The organism is Kribbella sp. NPDC104740 (assembly GCF_055583505.1).
The window spans coordinates 664,564-683,579 of sequence record NZ_JBVJNV010000001.1; the positions used below are offsets into that span (position 1 = coordinate 664,564).

Annotated in this window: 20 protein-coding genes; 13 read left to right on the forward strand and 7 right to left on the reverse strand. The window is 70.3% G+C overall.

Annotated elements, in window-relative coordinates; translation table 11 throughout:
- Positions 1-168 precede the first annotated feature (168 nt).
- The 6 genes from ACZ6Z4_RS03160 to ACZ6Z4_RS03185 all read left to right on the forward strand — a co-directional run bounded on the left by ACZ6Z4_RS03160 (position 169) and on the right by ACZ6Z4_RS03185 (position 5,103).
- Positions 169-1,215, forward strand: coding sequence for an OmpA family protein (locus ACZ6Z4_RS03160; protein ID WP_465557580.1), 1,047 nt, complete (start codon positions 169-171; stop codon positions 1,213-1,215).
- A 61-nt stretch (positions 1,216-1,276) separates the two neighbouring features.
- Positions 1,277-1,717, forward strand: a complete 441-nt coding sequence (locus tag ACZ6Z4_RS03165) for a thioredoxin family protein (protein WP_465557582.1) — start codon at positions 1,277-1,279, stop codon at positions 1,715-1,717.
- A gap of 278 nt (positions 1,718-1,995) precedes the next feature.
- Entirely contained in the window at positions 1,996-2,442 is a 447-nt protein-coding gene (locus ACZ6Z4_RS03170; protein WP_465557584.1) for a DUF4395 domain-containing protein, read from the forward strand.
- Positions 2,443-2,454: 12 nt separating this feature from the next.
- Entirely contained in the window at positions 2,455-3,303 is an 849-nt protein-coding gene (locus ACZ6Z4_RS03175; protein ID WP_465557586.1) for a sulfurtransferase, read from the forward strand.
- 1 nt (position 3,304) lies between these two features.
- Positions 3,305-3,601 (forward strand): DUF1416 domain-containing protein, encoded by a 297-nt coding sequence (locus ACZ6Z4_RS03180; protein WP_363667262.1) that lies wholly within the window; start codon positions 3,305-3,307, stop codon positions 3,599-3,601.
- 278 nt (positions 3,602-3,879) lie between these two features.
- Positions 3,880-5,103, forward strand: a complete 1,224-nt coding sequence (locus ACZ6Z4_RS03185; protein ID WP_363667260.1) for a choice-of-anchor P family protein — start codon at positions 3,880-3,882, stop codon at positions 5,101-5,103.
- Positions 5,104-5,215: 112 nt separating this feature from the next.
- Here the strand turns inward: ACZ6Z4_RS03185 and dtd are convergent, their stop codons facing one another.
- Positions 5,216-5,641: a D-aminoacyl-tRNA deacylase gene (gene dtd / locus ACZ6Z4_RS03190; RefSeq protein ID WP_465557588.1), complete on the reverse strand. Its 426-nt coding sequence runs from the start codon at positions 5,639-5,641 to the stop codon at positions 5,216-5,218.
- A 94-nt stretch (positions 5,642-5,735) separates the two neighbouring features.
- Between dtd and ACZ6Z4_RS03195 the strand changes: the two genes are divergently transcribed.
- The gene (locus ACZ6Z4_RS03195) at positions 5,736-6,566 is read left to right on the forward strand and encodes a beta-keto acid cleavage family enzyme (RefSeq protein ID WP_465557590.1); all 831 of its coding nucleotides are present in this window, start codon (positions 5,736-5,738) and stop codon (positions 6,564-6,566) included.
- Positions 6,567-6,580: 14 nt separating this feature from the next.
- On the opposite strand, the gene ACZ6Z4_RS03200 is transcribed toward ACZ6Z4_RS03195, so the two are convergent.
- Positions 6,581-7,033, reverse strand: a complete 453-nt coding sequence (locus ACZ6Z4_RS03200) for a hypothetical protein (protein ID WP_465557592.1) — start codon at positions 7,031-7,033, stop codon at positions 6,581-6,583.
- The gene (locus tag ACZ6Z4_RS03205) at positions 7,030-8,277 is read right to left on the reverse strand and encodes a molybdopterin-dependent oxidoreductase (protein WP_465557594.1); all 1,248 of its coding nucleotides are present in this window, start codon (positions 8,275-8,277) and stop codon (positions 7,030-7,032) included. The genes ACZ6Z4_RS03200 and ACZ6Z4_RS03205 overlap by 4 nt, the downstream gene beginning before the upstream one ends.
- A gap of 319 nt (positions 8,278-8,596) precedes the next feature.
- On the opposite strand from ACZ6Z4_RS03205, the gene ACZ6Z4_RS03210 reads away from it, so the two are divergent.
- Together ACZ6Z4_RS03210 and ACZ6Z4_RS03215 are read left to right on the forward strand one after the other, a co-directional pair.
- Complete coding sequence (locus ACZ6Z4_RS03210) at positions 8,597-9,160, forward strand: hypothetical protein (protein ID WP_465557596.1); 564 nt, start codon at positions 8,597-8,599, stop codon at positions 9,158-9,160.
- Positions 9,160-11,088 (forward strand): hypothetical protein, encoded by a 1,929-nt coding sequence (locus ACZ6Z4_RS03215; protein WP_465557598.1) that lies wholly within the window; start codon positions 9,160-9,162, stop codon positions 11,086-11,088. The genes ACZ6Z4_RS03210 and ACZ6Z4_RS03215 overlap by 1 nt, the downstream gene beginning before the upstream one ends.
- An 84-nt stretch (positions 11,089-11,172) precedes the next feature.
- On the opposite strand, the gene ACZ6Z4_RS03220 is transcribed toward ACZ6Z4_RS03215, so the two are convergent.
- Positions 11,173-11,535, reverse strand: coding sequence for a DsrE family protein (locus tag ACZ6Z4_RS03220; protein ID WP_465557600.1), 363 nt, complete (start codon positions 11,533-11,535; stop codon positions 11,173-11,175).
- A gap of 170 nt (positions 11,536-11,705) precedes the next feature.
- On the opposite strand from ACZ6Z4_RS03220, the gene ACZ6Z4_RS03225 reads away from it, so the two are divergent.
- Positions 11,706-12,200, forward strand: a complete 495-nt coding sequence (locus ACZ6Z4_RS03225; protein ID WP_363667245.1) for a heme-binding beta-barrel domain-containing protein — start codon at positions 11,706-11,708, stop codon at positions 12,198-12,200.
- 125 nt (positions 12,201-12,325) lie between these two features.
- On the opposite strand, the gene ACZ6Z4_RS03230 is transcribed toward ACZ6Z4_RS03225, so the two are convergent.
- Positions 12,326-13,006, reverse strand: a complete 681-nt coding sequence (locus tag ACZ6Z4_RS03230) for a response regulator (protein WP_363667243.1) — start codon at positions 13,004-13,006, stop codon at positions 12,326-12,328.
- On the reverse strand, positions 12,999-14,255 hold the full coding sequence (locus ACZ6Z4_RS03235) for a sensor histidine kinase (protein WP_465557603.1): 1,257 nt from the start codon (positions 14,253-14,255) through the stop codon (positions 12,999-13,001). Before ACZ6Z4_RS03235 ends, ACZ6Z4_RS03230 begins: the two co-directional genes overlap by 8 nt.
- Positions 14,256-14,440: 185 nt before the next feature.
- On the opposite strand from ACZ6Z4_RS03235, the gene ACZ6Z4_RS03240 reads away from it, so the two are divergent.
- Positions 14,441-15,820 (forward strand): cation:dicarboxylate symporter family transporter, encoded by a 1,380-nt coding sequence (locus ACZ6Z4_RS03240; RefSeq protein WP_465557605.1) that lies wholly within the window; start codon positions 14,441-14,443, stop codon positions 15,818-15,820.
- 61 nt (positions 15,821-15,881) lie between these two features.
- On the opposite strand, the gene ACZ6Z4_RS03245 is transcribed toward ACZ6Z4_RS03240, so the two are convergent.
- Positions 15,882-16,697: an LLM class flavin-dependent oxidoreductase gene (locus ACZ6Z4_RS03245; RefSeq protein ID WP_465557607.1), complete on the reverse strand. Its 816-nt coding sequence runs from the start codon at positions 16,695-16,697 to the stop codon at positions 15,882-15,884.
- A gap of 106 nt (positions 16,698-16,803) precedes the next feature.
- Here ACZ6Z4_RS03245 and ygfZ point away from each other — a divergent pair, with 106 nt between their 5' ends.
- Positions 16,804-17,808: a CAF17-like 4Fe-4S cluster assembly/insertion protein YgfZ gene (gene ygfZ / locus ACZ6Z4_RS03250; protein WP_465557609.1), complete on the forward strand. Its 1,005-nt coding sequence runs from the start codon at positions 16,804-16,806 to the stop codon at positions 17,806-17,808.
- A 58-nt stretch (positions 17,809-17,866) separates the two neighbouring features.
- Complete coding sequence (locus ACZ6Z4_RS03255; RefSeq protein WP_465557611.1) at positions 17,867-18,868, forward strand: asparaginase; 1,002 nt, start codon at positions 17,867-17,869, stop codon at positions 18,866-18,868.
- Positions 18,869-19,016 lie beyond the last annotated feature (148 nt).

Here is a 19,016-nt window from a genome sequence, read left to right on the forward strand (position 1 = left end):
GTCGCAAGCGTCCGGCCCACCCCCGGGCCCCGTCGACGAAGGAAGCCAATCCCAGCAAGGTAAACGGCAGGCATTGTTCGGGAGATCGTTCATTGACAATTCATGCGGAGGGGCAAAGATCGGGGAATGCCGACAATGTCACGCCGCGTGCAATGGTGTTTACCTTCAATGATCGCCGTCGCCGCGCTGACCGGTTGTTCCGGCGGAAATCAAGCGGCTGAACAGCCCGCGCCGGCCACCGTGACGACGCCGTCCGGCACTCCTTCGAGCACGCCCTCCAGTACGCCGTCGATGCCGTCCGTGACGCCGCCGCCTGTTGATCCGGTGTGCACCCCCGGTCCCGGCCGGACCGTCAAGCAGCTCCCCGACCTCCAGGTCCCCGCCGTCACCGTCGCGCCGCTCAAGTCCGGCGACCGCACCGTCATGGACGGATTCACCCTCCCCGCCCAGGTGATCGACGCCGGCTGCGTCGTCCAGTACGACGCCCCCGGCGGCTGCCTCGGCGCGATCAAGATCTCCGGCGCTGCCATCCCGCCGGTCACCATCCCGGAGAGCCGCGTCGAGGGCCGCGTCTTCGCCGCCGTCACACTCGCCGGCGCGCAGGCGCCGCCCGTCGACTCGCCACAGGTCTGCCAGGTGGAGAAGGACGGCGAGCTGCCGACGGTCTCCCGCAAGGGCGTCGTACGGCGTGAGGTGTCGCGCAACGGCGGCGCCCGGCCCGGCGGCTCCGCGGACGGGGTCGCGGTCGAGACCGTGAAGTTGGAGCCCGTCCGGCTGCCCGGTGTGGATGTCGACCCGGCCCGGCTGGAGTCGCGCAAGCTGCCCGGGCAGGACAAGGTCGACGTGTTCACCGGCGAGGGCAAGATCTCCTACGTCGCCCCCGGCGACGTCCTGTTCGACACCGACCAGGCGGCGATCCGGCCGGACGCGGCACGGGCGCTGCACGCGATCGCGGTGAAGATCAAGGCCGCCAACGCCCGGCCGCTGCTGCGCGTCGAGGGGCACACCGACGATCGCGGCGACGCGACGTACGGGCTGCGGCTGTCGGAGCGCCGCGCGCTGGCGGTCGCGACGTGGCTGATCCGCAACGAGGGGTTCGCCGCGAACGCGATCACCACCAAGGGTTTCGGCGAGACGGCGCCCGCCGTACCGAACACCAGCGCCGCCAACCGGCAGCTCAACCGCCGGGTCGTCATCACCGTCGCTGCTCGCTGACCGTCCAAGGAGTGGGACGGCGGGCCGGCCCGCAAAGTCGACCGACGTACTCTCGAATGCTGTGAGTACCGGGATTGTCGTGCTGGTCGCCGCGGTCGCCGCCGGGGTGCTGCTCAGCGTGCTCAAGACCTGGTACGACGGACGGTTCCGCAGGAGCGAAGGACAAGCAGTGGACAGCGCCGACCACCTGACCGCCGACGACCTCGGAGCCGAGCTGGGCGAGCGGGCCACCCTGCTCCAGTTCTCCTCCGCGTTCTGCGCTCCCTGCCGCGCGACCCGCCGGATCCTGTCCGAGGTCGAGGGCATGGTCGACGGCGTCCGCCACGTCGAGCTCGACGCCGAGTCCCACCTCGAGCTGGTCCGCCGGCTGAACATCCTGCGCACCCCGACCGTCCTGGTCCTCGACGCCGCCGGCGACACCGTCACCCGCGCCAGCGGCGCCCCGCGCAAGGCCGACGTGATCGCCGCGCTGGGCGCGGCCGTGGACCGCCAGGCCGGCTGAGAGATCCCGCATCCTGATCAGTTGTCTCAGGAAGTGGGACCACGGGTGGTGGGCCTGCCGGGTTTCCGTACTCTCGACACGTGGCTTACACGACATGGCTGACCAAGCGCAGGGCAGTGGACAACTGCCGGATGCGCTCGTCCCTGTGTCGTCGCCCCTGACCAGGCGGCGTCCCGAGCGCTCCGGAACCGGTAGCTGAGCACGGTCCGGCTGTACGCCGCCTCCCGCAGTCCGTCGGGCGGGCGAGTCTCGATCCAGCTCCTTGCCGAGGAGTTCGTATGTCGGAAACTGTCACCCCGCAGGTCGATCCGCGTGGACTCCGGTTCGCGGCGGCCCTGACCACCGTGGTCCTGGCGCTGACCCTGATCCTGAACAGTCCGTGGCCGCTGGCGATCCAGGCGGTCGTGTTCGCGATCTCGGTCGTGTTCGGCGTCCAGGCGTCGCCGTACGGGCTGCTGTTCAAGCGGGTGGTCCGGCCCCGGCTGGCGCCGCCCAAGGAGCTGGAGGACGCGGCACCGCCGCGGTTCGCCCAGCTGGTCGGGCTGGTCTTCGCCGGGCTCGGCCTGATCGGTTACCTCAGCGGCGCCGAGGTGCTCGGCGTCGTGGCCACCGGATTCGCCCTGGTCGCCGCGTTCGTGAACGCGGCGGTCGGGCTGTGCCTCGGTTGCGAGGCCTTCTTGCTGATCCAACGCATTCGTACGCCCAACCCCGCAACTACCAACTGAGAGGCAGCACACATGAGCAGGGAATCCGCTCTCGTCTCGGCCGACTGGGTCGAGGAGCACAAGTCCGACGAGAACGTCGTGCTGATCGAGGTCGACGAGGACGTCTCGGCGTACGACGCCGGCCACATCGCCGGTGCGATCAAGCTGGACTGGAAGGACGACCTCCAGGACCAGGTCCGCCGCGACTTCGTCAACCAGGAGCAGTTCTCCGCGCTGCTGTCCGAGCGGGGCGTCAAGAACACCGACACCGTCGTCCTGTACGGCGGCAACAACAACTGGTTCGCGGCCTACGCCTACTGGTACTTCAAGCTCTACGGCCACGAGGACGCCCGTCTGCTCGACGGCGGCCGCAAGCGCTGGGAGCTGGACAGCCGCGAGCTGACCGACGAGGTCGTCAAGCGCGACGCCACCGAGTACGCCGCCAAGGCGCCGAACCTGGACATCCGCGCGTTCCGCGGCGAGGTCGAGGAGGCGATCGGCGTCAAGAACCTGGTCGACGTGCGCAGCCCCGACGAGTACGCCGGCCGCCTGCTGGCGCCGGCCCACCTCCCGCAGGAGCAGGCCCAGCGCGCCGGGCACATCCCGACCGCGGCCAGCATCCCGTGGAGCAAGGCGGCCAACGACGACGGCACCTTCCGCTCCGACGACGAGCTGAAGAAGCTCTACGAGGACGCGGGCGTGGACTTCGGCAAGGACACCATCGCGTACTGCCGGATCGGCGAGCGCTCGGCGCACTCCTGGTTCGTGCTGCACGAGATCCTCGGCCAGGAGAACGTCAAGAACTACGACGGTTCGTGGACCGAGTGGGGTTCGCTGGTCGGCGTACCGGTGGCGCTCGGCGACGAGCCCGGGGAGGCCTGACATGTGCGGAGCCAAGCAGGGCGGCCTTGATCTCAAGGGCGTCGACATCGACAAGGAAGCCGTCATCCAGGGCCAGGTCCTGCGCGGCGAGGAGCCGGTCGGCGGCGCGTACGTGCGGCTGCTGGACTCCAGCGGCGAGTTCACCGCCGAGGTCCCGACCTCGGCGACCGGGCACTTCCGCTTCTTCGCGGCCCCCGGCAGCTGGACGCTGCGGACGCTCGCGCCGAAGGCCGAGCCGGTCGACCGGCAGGTCGTCGCGCAGTACGGCGAGGTGGCCGAGGTGGCCGTCGCGGTCTGACGCTCTGTAGATTGAACGACCCTGAGGGGCCCGGGCCTTGCGCGCTCGGGCCCCTCTTCGTTGCCGTCGTACTGGTTGCCGGGTGCCAGTACTGATGCACGGTAGGTGCCGAAACACCAATATTTGCTGGGTTTTCGGCGTGTCATCGGCGTGTCAGGGAGTTGGGTAACGGTTTGGTTACGGACTCCCTGCGGCTCGTTACCTACCGCGACCGACTGAGTTGTGTCTGTGTCCTGGCCCGCAGTTCGGGTCACGTCATCACTCAGGGAGGAGGGGTCATGAGACCCCGCATCAACAAGAAGTTCGCCGCCGTCGGCGTTGCCGCCGTCGTCGGCGTGGCTTCGACGATCGCGCTCACCTCGGGCTCGGCGAGCGCTTCGCCGGTCTACGGTTACAACGGTTACTCGATCGGCACGGACGTCCAGGGTGGCATCGCTGCCAGCGGCCCGCAGGTCAAGAGCGAGATCAGCTGCACCACCGACGCGAGCCGCAAGTCCCGCAACGACCTGGCGACCGCGAACGTGAACAACCAGGCCATCGCCAAGACGGTCACCACGGACACCTTCGCCTTCGCGGAGAAGCGCGGCAACGGCGTGACCAGCACCGCCACCGCCGCCGACATCCGGGTCGGCTCGCTGCTGCACCTGACCGGCGCCAAGACCACGACCACCGCGTGGATCAAGAACGGCGTCACCTACTACACCGGCAGCACTACCTTCGCCGGCGTGAAGATCGGCGCCGTGAACGTTCCGTCGCTGCTGAAGGCCAAGCCGAACACCAAGGTCGCCATCCCGGGCCTGGGCTACATCGTGCTGAACCGGGTCGGTGGCGTGAAGACCAGCACCGGCATCTACTCGTACGCGCAGGCGGTCGTGCTGCACGCGACGGTGAAGAACAAGTACATCCCCGAGGGTGTCGACGTCGCGGTCCTGAAGACCCGCGCCGAGGTCACCAAGCCGGCCACCGCGCTGGTCATCGGTGACGCGTACGCCACCAAGGCGAACGTCGACAAGCTGGTCAAGTCGGGTCCGACCTCCTACCAGGCCACCTGCCAGGGCACGGAAGGCCGTACGGACCGGGTCGCGGTCGGCGAGCTGAACATCCCGAAGGTCGCCTACGTCGGCGCCGCGTTCACCACCAAGCGGGGTGCGATCGGCACCGAGAAGTCCTACGTGGACTTCAGCTCGCACGTCGCGGGCATCAAGGTCGCGAACCTGTCGATCGGCGCCATCGAGTCCTCCGCCTCGGCGTGGAAGACCAAGGACGGCAAGGTCGGCCTGAACTCGCACTCGACCATCGCCTCGATCAAGGTCGGCAACAAGGTCTACCCGGTCAAGACCGGTGAGAACGCCGAGCTGGAGATCCCCGGCGTCGCCAAGCTGACCTTCAACCAGGTCCTCCGGCAGAGCCGCTACATCTCCGTCAACGCCCTGGTGATCGACGTCTACAGCCTGAACACCAAGGTTGTCGTGGGCCACTCGGCCGCCGGTGTGATCGGCTGATCCAGCCCCACACCCCACCTGACTGAGTCGAACCTCACCGATCCAGTACAGGCACCACACGGCCCCGGCCGGATCCTCGGATCCGCGCCGGGGCCGTTGTTTTGTGGGGTTGTCAGGCGTCGAGGATCAGGGTGACCGGGCCGTCGTTGGTGAGGTGGACCTGCATGTTCGCGCCGAAGCGGCCGCGTTCGACCTTGGCGCCGAGGGATTCCAGGGCCGCGCAGAAGGCGTCGTACAGGGGTTCGCTGACCGGGCCGGGGGCGGCGGCGCTCCAGGACGGGCGGCGGCCTTTGCGGGTGTCGGCGTACAGGGTGAACTGGCTGATGGCGAGGATCGGGGCGTCCTCGTCGGCGGCGGAGCGTTCGTCGCGGAGGATGCGCAGCGTCCAGAGCTTCGCGGCGAGGGTCTTGGCGGTTTCCCCGGTGTCGTCGTGGGTGACGCCGAGCAGGACCAGCAGCCCGGGGCGGTCGATCGCGCCGACCACCTCGCCGTCGACCTCGACCGACGCGTCCGTCACTCGTTGCACCACAGCTCTCATGGGTCACAGTCTGCCGTTCGGGAAAATGTCCGGTTCATCGGGTCTTCGACGGGGGAATCTCCCGCTTCTGGGGGATATCTGGCACGATTCGTCCATGACGTCGACGTTGATCACCGTTGCCCCGACCGGTGCCGAGACCGCCAAGGCGGACTGCCCGGCGCTGCCCACCACCCTCGACGAGCTGGTCGAGACGGCCAAGCGCTGCGAGGCGGCCGGGGCCGCGATGATCCACATCCACATCCGCGACGCCGAGCACCGCCCGACGCTCGACCTCGGCCGGCTCACCGAGACCGTCGCCGCGGTCCGCGAGAACACCGCGCTGATCGTCCAGCTCTCCACCGGCGGCGCCGTCACCGACCCGTTCGAGCACCGGCTGCGCGTCCTCGAGGCCGCGCCGGACTCCTGCTCGCTGACGATGGGCACGGTGAACTTCGGCGACGACGTGTTCATGAACCCGTGGCCGTTCGTCACCGAGCTCTACCAGCTCACGCAGGAACGGCACGTCGTACCGGAGTTCGAGCTGTTCGACCTCGGCCACGTCGCCGCGCTGCACCGGCTGCTGGACAAGTTCGGTCTTCCGTACGGCGGTCGCGTGCACTGCGATCTCGTGATGGGCGTCCCCGGTGGCATGCCCGGTACGCCGGACGCGCTCGTCGCCGCGGTCAACGCGCTGCCGTCGGCGGTGACGTCGTGGTCGGCGACCGGTGTCGGCCGGACGACGATTCCGGTCGCACTCGCTGCGCTGTCGAAGGGCGGGCATCTGCGGGTCGGGATGGAGGACACGCTGACGCTCGCCAAGGGACAGCCGGTCACGCACAACGCGGAGTTGGTCGAGCGGGCTGCGGCGCTGGCGACGCTGGCTCAGCGGCCGCCGATGTCGACGGATGCCGCGCGTGAGCTGCTGAACGTCGCGCGCCGGGACTGAGCGGCGCGCCGGGATCAAGCCGCGCGCCGGGTCCGAGGCGCGCGCCGGGTCCGAGGCGCGCGCCGGGACTGAATGGTCGCGACGATCACGCCGGTGGCGATGATTGTTGCCTCTAGCAATAACCAGTCGCGGAGATAGTCGCGCGGGAGCACGGTCGGGTTGACGCCTTTGCCCTGGCGGAGCAGCAGGGGGAGGGCGATCAGGGTCGTCAGGCCGGCGTACAGGGCGGTGGTGCGGGCGGTGCCGACCGTGCGGTGCCGGCCGGGGCCGATCGACCATCTGGTCAGGAGCCAGCCGGCCGCGACAGTGAGTGGGACGAGCAGGAAGTCGTCGGCGAGGACGGCGCCGCCCAGCCAGAGCGGGAGGCGGATCAGGGCGTCGAGGCTGAGCGTCTGAAGGAGCAGACGCAGGCCCCAGAGGCCCAGGCCGACGCCGACGGCTGCCATGGCGGCGCGAAGGATTTTCAAGCGATGACCTCCAGGCGGTGGACCCACTTGGTCTGCAGGACGCCGGGGCGGTTCGGGGCGATGATCCGGGCTGGGAACCCGTGGTCGAGGTCGAGGTCGGTGCCGTTGAGCTTCAGTGCCAGCAGCGTGAGCGGGTCGGCGGCGAACTGGGGCGGGAGCTCGCTGGTCGCGTAGAAGCCGCCTTTCTCCATCGAGACGACGCGGACGGTCGAGTGGTCGGGAGCGCCGGCGAGGCGGAGCAGGTCGCGGATGCGGACACCTCCCCAGGTGGCGCCCTGGCTCCAGCCTTCGACGCAGGCGATCGGGAGGTCGGAGCGGTGCTGCTGCAGGGATCTCAGGTCGGCGAGGGACCAGGAAAGTTGCTGGGGGCCACTGATGGTGAAACGCCAGTCGTCGCCGACCGCCGTGACGCCGGCGTCGTGGGCGGTGCGGTTGACGGGGAGATCCTGCGGGCCGACGTTCGGCTTGCGCGGGGCGAGGACGGCGATCGGGCCGAGCGCGGGCACGGACTGGCCGACCGAGGCGATGCCGACGAGAGCGCCGGCGCCGGCGACGGTGCGGAAGAGGCCGCGGCGGCTGAGACCGGTGATCTCGGCGGGGAGAGAGAGACGCGGCGGGGTCTCGGCGGGGAGGGAGCCCCGCGGCGGTTCGCCGGCGAGGGGCTGCTCTGCGGCGGGGACTGGCTCTGACGCCTCGGCGGCGAGCGGTGCGTACGGCGTACGGTCGGCTGGGGTTCTGGACCAGTGGGTGCGGATCAGCGGGAGTTTGACCGCGAGGTGGACGAGCAGGGCGCCGACGATGATCCAGGCCAGGGCGTAGTGGGTTTCCTTGAAGGGAAACGGCCACGGGTACCACTGCAGGGTGTTGAGGAAGCCGATGAACAGCTCCAGCGCCATCGCCGAGACCAGGACCAGGATCGAGAGGCGTTCGAGGAGCATCGCGAGCGCGGCCCGGCTCGGCGGCCACGGGGGCTTCTCGAAGAGTTTCGGGTAGACCGTCCAGAGCTTTGCCAGCAGCAACGGAATCGCGACGGTGCCGCTGAGGACGTGCAGGCCCTGCGTGACCCGGTACAGGGACGCCGGGCGGCTGGGGATGTGCAACCAGCCCGGAGTCGCCTGCTGGAAGTGGCTGAACAGGCCGGTCAGGAAGCAGACCACGACCGCGACCGCCAGCCAGCGGCCGACGACGGTGGCGACCCTCGGGTGGTGCAGCGCCGAGCGGAAGGCGGGCTGTGGGAGCTTCATCTCTTCATCAGAACGCCTCCGGCGCCGGTCGGCGACGTCCTTGCGGTTACCTCCTGCGAACGTCCGCGGGTGCGGCTTACGGGTCCCCGACGGATCGGCCTCCGGGCTGGCGCGGCGAGGCCGGATCGTTGTCGGATTGCAGGTTTTGGCGGGTCGCCTGCGCCTCGACGGCGTGCAAGGGTGGTTGGTCGCGCGGGCCGGATCGGGACGGATCCGGTGGGCCTGTGGATACGTCGGAACGGGTGGCACCGGATCGGCATAACCTGGTGGTCTGCTCGAGGTCGGTGCTTTCTGGTCGGGGTCGGAGAAGGGAAGGTCAGTGAGGACGCAGCTGCGGTCGCCGGACGAGGACGCGCGTGCGATGTCCGACCTCGCGGAAGTGGGCGACTGGAGCCGGCTCTGGGGGCCGCCGCAGACCGGTCCCGCCGGGATCCGCGCGCTGGTCGCGCGGGTCGTCGCCGCGACCGGCTGGCAGCCGTGGGCGCCCGGTGACATCGACCCGGCCGAGTACGCGTGGGGGCTGGTGACCGCGCGCGAGACGGTGATGCTGGCGCTGCCGGACGCCGTCCTGCCGGAAAGCCCGCGCGGCACCTGGTCGGCGTACAACATCACGGCCGAGGAGGTCGGTGACGCCGAGGACCTGATCGACGACCACTGGCCCGACCAGCTCGCGCTCGCGCGGCAGCACTGGGGCGACCCGGTGTTCGTCGGGCCGGGCAACGACCCACGCATCCCCGGCGAGTGGCGGGAACGGCGGCGGCACCTCGCGGTGTGGCTGCGCCCCGGCGCCGAGTTCCACCTGTACGCCACCCGGCTGCTGCCGGGTGAGGCGAATCCGGCCGCCGGCTTCGCGTACTCCGTCTATGCGAGCGAGGTGGCGTGATGGCGCAGTCGGTCGAGGAAGAACTGCTCGAAAGCCTGTATCGCGGGTTCAAGCAGCTCGCGCGCGTTGTGCGGGCGCAGTTCCGCGGGCTGCGGCGGCTGCTGCGCGGGCGACGCCGGCAGCGGGTCGGTGCGCCGGCGGTGGGCGGGCAGGACAACACGCTCGCCCCGAACGACGGGCCGGAGCTCGACGACAACCAGCTGCAGGAGCGCGAGCGCGAGCTCGACGAGCACGAACGCCGCGCGATGACCGAGGCGGTCGTGCAGTACATGCGCAACAACCCGGAGGCGCGGGCGCAGCTGGACAACCTGACCGAGCATCAGCGGCGGATGTTGACGCTGGGGCTGGTGGAGCGGGCGATCGGGGACGAGACGCTGGCTGTCGACGGACCGGAGGACGAGCGGGATCCGCTGGATCTCGATGGGAATCGGGTGCTGGACACGCGGGACCGGGAGTTGCGGGACGCGGATGTGGATCGGCTGACCGATCGCGATGGGGATCGGGTGCCGGACACGCTCGAGCGGGATCGGGAGGATGCCGAGCGCGACGAGCGCGAGGGGGATGAGCGGGAGACTGCTGAGCGGGAGTCTGCTGAGCGGGATCGCGAGGAGGGCGAGCGGGAGACCGCGGAGCAGGACCGCGAGGCCGAGACCGCCGAGCAGGACGCCGAGGCGCGGACGGCGGAGCAGCAGGGGCGCGATGGTGAGCCGGATCGCGAGGGTGAGGCCGCGGAGGATCGCGATCGTGAGGGTAGGCCTGATGGGCTGCCTGCTGCGGCGGCCGGTGCTGCGGTGGCGGCCGAGGCGCTGGATCGGGACGGGCAGGATGAGGTCGAGCAGGGTGAGGTCGCGCGGGATGACCTGGAGGTCGACCGGGAGTCGCCGGAGGTAGACCGCGACCCGCAGGAGGCCGAGCAGGCTGCTGATCGCGATCCGCAGGAGGTCCAGGAGGCGGCGGAGCGGGATGGGCAGGGCGAGCCTGAGCAAGGGGAGAACGGCCCGGAGCAGGGTGAGCCCGACCAGGGGCCGCAGGCGGAGGCTGACCAGAACCAGCAGGTAGACGCCGAGCGCGACGAGCAGGAGACGGATCAGCAGCGCGACCCGCAGGAGATCGAGCAGGCGGAGCCTGATCGCGATCCGCAGGCGGTGGCGCAGGGCGAGCCGGGGCTTGATCCGCAGGCGGTGGAGCAGGTTGACCGGGCTGAGGGTGAGCCGGAGGTTGCGCAGGGGGAGGTTGCTCGGGACGACGTACAGGTTGATCGGGAGCCTGCTGAGGTTGAGCGGCCTGAGGTCGACGAGTCTGTGGTTGAGCAGCCTGAGCGCGACGAGGCTGAGCGGGATCAGGACGACGTACGGGCTGAGCAGGAAGGGCCGGCGCCGGACGAGCTTGATCAGGCTGGGCGGGATCAGGTCGAGCAGGAGCAGCCGGCTCGCGATCAGCAGGTCGAGCAGGAACTGCCGGGGCGGGATCAGCAGGAGCAGGCTGGGCGGGATCAGCAGGTCGAGCAGGCTGAGCGGGATGAGCCGGGGGCTGCTGGGCGGGACGAGGTGGATCGGCAGCAGCAGGAGGGAGCTGAGGTGGAGACCTCGAGCCTGCCTACCGGTGGGGATCTGCGAGCTGAAGCTCAGGCTCGGGAGGCGCAGGGTCCGTCAGGGCCGTTGGAGACTCGGCTGGAAGAGGACCGGAGGGCTGCAGCTCAGCAGGATGGGCAGCGGACGAACGGGCAGCAGAGCAATGCGCCTGCGATGACCGATGCGGAGAAGGCACAGCTCGGTGCGCTCACTCGCGAGGGTGTTGCGGGCCCGGCCGAGCGTGGGCCTCAGCGTCAGCTGGAGACCGCCGGCCAAGCAGGCCGTACGGCGGGAGCCCAGCACCAGCGCGACACCGACCGCGGCCAGGACTCCCAGGACCGCGACCGAAGCCGCTGAGCAGCAATCGAGGTCTCGGCCGCACCCGCCGAGCGGCGGGCGCCCTGTGGTCCGCGTCAGGTCGCGGGCGACACCGGGCGGCTGTCAGTAGACGATTGCTTGGGCGTTGTCCTGGAGGATTTCCTCGGTGAACGTCGGGGCGCCGGAGACCCTCGTGCCGGGGTGGAAGTCCGCCTCGGTGAGGTCTCGGCGTTTGGCGCACTGGGTGCAGACGGTGAGGGTGCCGCCGGCCAGGACGCTCGCGAGGAGGTCGGGGAGAGGGGCGGCGTGGGGGAGGTCGAAGGACTCGGCCCGGCCGGGGACGGCGAACCAGACGGACTCGCCGGTGAGCCACAGGGACACCGTGGCGCCGGCGGCTACGGCTGAGGCGGCGACGGTGAAGGCCTGGTTGGCGCGTTCGGGTGCTTCGGCGCCTGCGGTCAGCTTGATCACCAGCGTGCGGGACATCACGCCACCGTAGCGGAGGGCCGGGACGGGTATCCCCTAGACTGGCGAACGTGCTGCATGTCATCTTCACGACCCTCCTGGTCCTGGTCAGTGTGTTCATGGCCTGGTTCTCGGCGTTCGTCGTCTACCGCCTGTACCGCGGCCGTAGCGCGAACTGACAGACTGAGCCAATGGCCTTCGAGATCCCGCAGGACCTGCACCCCGACCTGATGCCGCTCGCCTGGCTGCTCGGCCGGTGGGAGGGGCGCGGGCACGGTGACTACCCGACGATCGAGAAGTTCGAGTTCGGGCAGCAGGTCGACTTCAGCCACAACGGCAAGCCGTACCTGCACTACGTCAGCCAGACCTACGTGGTCGGCGAGGACGGCACCAAGGAGCGTCCGCTCGCGGTCGAGACCGGGTTCTGGCGGCCGAAGCCGGACAACAAGCTCGAGGTCGTGCTGGCGCACCCGACCGGGTTCGCGGAGATCTGGTACGGCGAGATCGACGGCGCCAAGGTCGAGATGCAGACCGACGTGATCGCGCGCACAGCCACCGCCAAGGAGGTCACCGCCGGGCACCGGCTCTACGGGCTGGTCAAGGGCGAGCTGCTCTGGGCGTACGACATGGCCGGCGAAGGCCAGCCGCTCCAGCCCCACCTGTGGGCGACGCTCGTTCGGGTCTGAACAGACCAACCCGCGCTGCACCCCGTTGTCTGCTGTCTGATCCGCCTGCCTGGCTGGGTACGCGAGCAAGCTCGCGGGGAGTAGGAGCCGGGTCGGCGCTCCGGAGCCTGCCGGTGGTGCGGGGCTCAGCTCTCGCTGACCCAGCTGTACTCGACCTTCGGGCGGCCGCTGCGGCCGTCGTAGCGTTGGGTGCGGAGAGCCTGCTGCTGGTCGGCGAGGTGCTCGAGGTAGCGGCGGGCGGTGATGCGGGAGGTGCCGAGTTCGGTGGCCACCTCCTCGGCGGTCCAGCCTTCGCGGTTGCCCAGGAGTTGAACTACGCGGTCCAACACCGATCCGGCCAGGCCTTTGGGCACTGAGGAAACTGTTGCTGGGTGCAACAAGCGGTCGACCTCGTCCTGGTCGGCGACGATCTGGCCGGACTCGGCGGCGCGGCGTTGGCGGGCGTACGCCGACAACCGGTCGCGGAGCGTCTCGAAGGCGAACGGCTTCAGCACGTACTGGACGACGCCGATCCGGGCGGCGGCCTGGACGGCGGAGACCTCGCGGGCCGACGTGACGGCGACGACGTCGGTGGCGTTGCCGGCGGCGCGCATCCGGCGGACGACGTCGAGGCCGTGGCCGTCGGGGAGGTTCATGTCCAGCAGGACCAGGTCGATCTGGCCCTGGGAGAGGACGGAGAGGGCGCGGGCCGCCGTACCGGCGATGCCGACGCAGGTGAAGCCTGGAAGACGATCCACGTAAGTGCGGTGGGCTTCCGCGGCGACCGGATCGTCCTCGACGACCAGCACCCGAAGAAGGTCAGGCACTCGCGCTCACCGCCCGGGGCAGCCTGACCCGCACGGTCAGCGCGGGGATCTCGTCCAGTTCGGAGTCGGGGTCGACCATCAACGTCCCTTGCCAACGCTCGACCGTGCTGCGGACCAGCACCAGTCCGAGTCCGTGCCCTGGCTCGTTCTTCGTCGTCCAGCCGCGTTCGAACATCCGGGCCAGCTCGACCGAGCCGAGCTCGGCGCCGGTGTTCGTGACGGCGAGGTCGATCGCGTCCGGCGTCGTACCGGCCTTCAGCTCGACGCGGCGCGGCGCCGGCCCACTCCGGGCCGCCTCGATCGCGTTGTCGAGCAGGTTTCCGACGACGGTGACGACGTCCTGCGCGGGCAACCGCGTGTTCAGCGCCTCGGAGCCGAGGTCCAGCGTCAGCAGTACGCCGCGCTCCTGCGCCTGCGACAGCTTCGCCAGCAGCAGTGACGCGAGCACCGGGTCGCCGACCGTGCCGACGACGCGATCCGTCATCGCCTGCGCGAACTGCAGCTCCGACACCGCGAACTCCCTCGCCCGCTCCGGCCGGCCGATCTCGATCAGGCTGACCACCGTGTGCAGGCGGTTCGATGCCTCGTGATTCTGCGCCTCCAGGGACTCCGCCAGGCTCCGGACCGCGTCCAGCTCGCCGAGCAGCGCCTGCAGCTGGGTGTGGTCGCGCAGCGTCACGATCCGCCCGGACCGGGCCGGCTGCTGGTTCACCACGACCACGCCGTACGCCCCGAGGTGCAGTTCGTCGTACGCCGTACGCCCGGCGCACAGCAACTCGGACAGAGCTGTCGGCAGGTGCAGCTCCTCGACCGTCGTCCCCGCCTCGACCTGGCGCAGCCCGAGCAGCTTCCGGGCCTCGTCGTTGACCAGCTGGACGCGGCCCTCGGCGTCGATCAGCAGCAGGCCTTCGCGGGCGGCACGCAGGACGCCCTGGTAGAAGTCGAGCATCCAGGCGAGCGTCTGGGTCCCCATCCCGCGAGTAGCGCGGCGGACTCGCCAGGCGACCAGTGCGTTGCCCGCGATCGCGACGCCGAGCATCAGGCTGGCGATCCCGAGCATGGTCCGGGTCTCGCCGCGGAGCAGCTCGGCCCAGCCCGGCGGCGTCAGCCCGGCCAGGGCGGCGTCCCGGTCGGCGCGGGCCCGGGTCCGGCTGGCCAGGATGATCCAGACCATCACGATCAGGACCGCGACCGTGCCGGTCTGCAGCCAGAGCACCTGGCGCCGCAGCTCCCACGGCCGACGTTTCATGCCGACATTCTCCACACCAGCGCCCCGACTGGTAGTGCGCGGCATCTGTTCGCCGCCGTACGACGGTTCGCCGCGCGCCGAACTGTGCGTACCGACCACGAACGATATGAACGAAATGCGCAGTTGTCCTGTGCGTCACGTCACAGTTACTCAGAACCCCGCACCGCCCGGCCAAGGAGCCACGTATGTCGACCACCGCACCGCGCCCGACCCCGGTCCGCAACGACCGGACCCATTTCCTGTACATCGCCGTGATCGTCGCCGTCCTGCTCGGGATCGGCGTCGGCTTCCTGTTCTCCGACTTCGCCGTCGAGCTGAAACCGCTCGGCACCGGCTTCGTGAACCTGATCAAGATGATGATCAGCCCGATCATCTTCTGCACGCTGGTGCTCGGCATCGGCTCGGTCCGCCAGGCCGCCAGCGTCGGCAAGGTCGGTGGCCTCGCGCTGCTCTACTTCATCGTGATGTCGACGGTGGCCCTGGGCATCGGTCTGGTGGTCGGCAACCTGGTCCAGCCGGGGTCCGGCCTGAACCTGACCGACAAGCTCCGCGAGACCGGCCAGAAGCAGGTCGGGGCGGCGCACGAGACCACCACCGACTTCATCCTCGGCATCATCCCGAAGACGATCGTCTCGGCGCTGACCGAGGGCGAGGTGCTGCAGACGGTCTTCGTGGCGCTGCTGATCGGCTTCGCGCTGCAGGCGCTGGGCTCGAAGGGCCAGCCGGTCCTGGACGGGATCGCGCACCTGCAGCGGCTGGTCTTCAAGGTGCTGGCGATGATCATGTGGGTGGCCCCGATCGGCGCCTTCGGCGCGATCGCCGCGGTCGTCGGCGCCACCGGCGTGGACGCGCTGGTCAGCCTGGGCAAGATCATGATCGCCTTCTACATCACCTGCGCGCTGTTCGTGGTCGTTGTCCTGGGCACCATTCTCCGGGTGGTCACCGGGCTGTCGATCTTCCAGCTGCTGCGCTACCTGGGCCGCGAGTTCCTGCTGATCGTGTCCACGTCGTCGTCGGAGACCGCCCTGCCCCGGCTGATCGGCAAGATGGAGCACCTCGGCGTCTCGAAGAGCGTCGTCGGCATCACCGTCCCGACCGGCTACTCGTTCAACCTGGACGGCACCGCGATCTACCTGACGATGGCGTCGCTGTTCATCGCCGAGGCGATGGACCAGCCGTTCTCGATCGGGCAGCAGATCTCGCTGCTGGCGTTCATGATCATCGCCTCGAAGGGCGCCGCCGGCGTCACCGGCGCCGGTCTGGCGACGCTCGCCGGTGGTCTGCAGTCGCACCGCCCGGAGCTGGTCGACGGCGTCGGCCTGATCGTCGGCATCGACCGGTTCATGTCCGAGGCCCGCGCGCTGACGAACTTCGCCGGCAACGCGGTCGCCACGGTCCTGGTCGGCCACTGGGTCGGGGAGCTCGACCGCGAGCAGGTCAAGCAGGTCTTCGCCGGCGAGGACCCGTTCGACGAGGCTGCCTTCGCCGCCGGTGACACGCATGCGGGCGACGTACCGGCCGCTGTCGGCACCGGTCCGGAGACGACGCCGGAGCGCGACCACTAGTCCATCCGTCCCACCCCTCAGCCCAGCGCCCGTCAGCCACAGATGACGGGCGCTGGGCCTTTCACTGCCCTTCCAGCAGTTCGATCACCGGCGCCAGCTCTTCCAGGTACGCCGAGTTGACGCTGATGTACGAAGCCCCGAGCAGGTCCCGCCGCCGCAGCAGCTCGTCCGCCATCTCCCGCGGACTCCCCGGCAGCAGCATCAGCGAGTCGGTCGCCCGCAGCTCGTCCGGCTCGACGCCGGTCGCCTGCTTCGTCCACGGCGGCAACTCGCCGTCCCCGGCCGCGAACAGGTTCAGCGCCAGCTCGATGTCGTCGGCCCGGCTGCCGGCCATCGCCCGCAGGTCCTGAGCGAGCTGCTGTACCTCGGCGCGCGGCGTCATCGCACCCTTCGCGATCGAGACCACGTCGGCGCGCTCGGCCGCCAGCGCCAGGGATTTCGGCCCGCCCGCGGCCATCAGCACCGGCGTGTGCCGGTCCCCGTCCAGCTCCGCGAGGTGGTCGAGCGTCTCGCGGACCTGCTGCAGGCGTTGCGAAGCCGATCCGTACGGAAGTCCGAGCCGTTCCGCGAACTTGTCCGTCCCGGGTCGCCCGGTCCCGATCCCGAACTCGAACCGGCCGTCGGTCAGCACGGTCAGCGTGTGCGCGTCCCAGGCGGCGGCGTACGGCGTGCGCATCGGCGCCGCGGCGACGAACGTGCCGACGCGGATGTCGGCGACCGCGGCGGCCATCGCCAGGGAGGGGAACGGCGACAGCAGTTGGAGCCCGTCGGGCATCAGGATCGTGGCGTACCCGAGCTCGGCGGCCCGGCGTACGGTCTTGGTCCACTGATCGTCCGGCGTGGCCACGATGCCGAACCGGAAGCGCTTGTCTGTCATCGTCCTGTCCTCTCCGAGTGGTCCTTCCAGCGTCGCGATCGCGGGTGTTGTCCACATCCCACGGAGGGAGGCATCGGCCGTACGCCGCGCGACGTACGCTGGTGACATGTCATCGATGCGCAGCCCCCTGCTGGACCTGCCCGCGGCGGTCGAGGCCGACGGCCTGGACGCCGGAGTCGCGGCGCACTACGGCTCGGACCTGCGCGAGCAACGGGCTCTGGCGGCGGGTCAGGGGTATGTCGACCTCTCGCACCGCGACGTGGTGACGATCAGCGGGCCGGACCGGCTCACCTGGCTGCACGCGCTGACGACGCAGTACTTCGAGGGCCTGAAGCCTGGTACGTCGACGACGGCGCTGCTGCTGTCGCCGACCGGGCACGTCGAGCACGCGATGTACGGCGTGGACGACGGCGAGACCTTCTGGCTGCACACCGAGCCCGGAGCGGCCGCGGCGCTGGTGGAGTGGCTGCAGAAGATGGTGTTCATGTCGCGGGTGGAGATCGCCGACGTCACCGACCGCTTCGCGATCGTGTGGCGGCCGGGCGCTGCGCCCGCTGGGGGCCCGCTGACGCGGTCCGGCGATGACTCGCTCGGCGGGTACGAGGCGTTCGTGCCGCGGGCGGAGCTGTCGGCGTACGCCGAGCTGGCCGGGCCGCCGGCCGGTGTGTGGGCGTACGAGGCGCTCCGGATCGAGGCCGGGCACCCGCGGTTCGGGCTCGACACCGACGAGCGCGCGATCCCGAACGAGCTGGGCTGGCTCGGCGTCGGCGTGCACCTGAACAAGGGCTGCTACCGCGGCCAGGAGACGATCGCCCGCGTGCACAACCTGGGTCGTCCGCCGCGACGGCTGGTCCGGTTGCACCTGGACGGCTCGGTCGACCACCTGCCGCAGCACGGGTACGCCGTACGGGTGGGTGAGAAGCAGGTCGGGTTCGTCGGGTCCGCCGCGCGGCACCACGAGCTCGGGCCGATCGCACTGGCGCTGGTCAAGCGCTCGGTGGACAGCGAGATCGAGCTGCAGGTCGTGGCCGAGGAGCAGCCGACGGTGACCGCGACGCAGGAGCTGATCGTGGACCCGGAGGTCGGGCTGCACGTCCGCTCGCGCCTGTGAGCGGGATCATCCCCAACTTGGCTTTTTGCTCCTGACTCCGGAGCCGTACAGTTCAGGCGTGACCGAACCTGTGATCGTGGCCGACGTCGTCCGCAGCGACTTCGTCGAAGGGCACCACCGCGGCTCCGTCGTGGTGACGAACCCCGACGGCGGCGTCGAGTGGTCCGTCGGCGTCGTCGACCAGCCGATGTTCCCGCGCTCGTCGAACAAGCCGATGCAGGCGCTCGGCATGCTGCGCCACGGGCTCGACCTGGACGGCCGGCTGCTCGCGCTCGCCGGGGCGTCGCACTCCGGCGAGCAGATCCATCTGGACGGCGTACGGGAGATCCTGGCGTCGGTCGGGCTGGACGAGTCCGCGCTGCGGACGCCCGCGCAGTACCCGGTCGAGGACTGGCGGCGCGACGAGTGGATCGCGGCCGGGCACGGTCCGGAGCGGATCACGATGAACTGCTCGGGCAAGCACGCCGCGATGCTCGCGACCTGCGTCGCGAACGGCTGGCCGCTGCACGACGCCGCGCGGGAGACGTCGCCGGACGGGGTGTGGGGTGCGGACGACTACCGCTCGCCGAAACACCCGCTGCAGCAGGTGATCCGGACCGCTGTCGAGGACTCGGCCGGCGAGAAGGTCACGCATGTTGCTGTTGATGGCTGTGGGGCGCCGATTCTGGCGATCAGCCTCGCGGGTCTGGCGCGGTCGTTCGGGCTGTTCGCGGCGGCCTCGCCGTCCACGCTGGAAGGCCGGGTGGCGGACGCGTTCCGGGCGTTCCCGGAGTACGCGAGTGGGTCTCGTCGGGACGAGTCGGAGCTGATCCACGCGATCCCGGGCCTGTTCGGCAAGGTCGGCGCGGAGAGCGTGTACGCCGTCGGGCTGCCGGACGGGCGGGGGATCGCGCTGAAGATCGAGGACGGCGGGGCGCGGGCGCGTGCGGTCGTGATGGCGGCGACGCTGAAGATGCTCGGCTTCGAGCACGAGGTGCTGGACAAGCAGCTGCACTCGCCGCTGCTGGGTGGAGGAGTCCCCGTCGGCTCGGTCCGGCCGCACACGCCCACCTTCACCTGAGCCAGCTCCGACCCCAGCCCTCCGCTCTCCACAGCGGAGCTTCCCGCCTTCCTTCCCTTCCCGCCCCGGGCGGGGCGGGGGGGGGGGGGGGGGGGGGGTGGTTGGTGGAGCCAGCGATGGGGGTGACCTCCCTCCCTTTTTCCCTTGC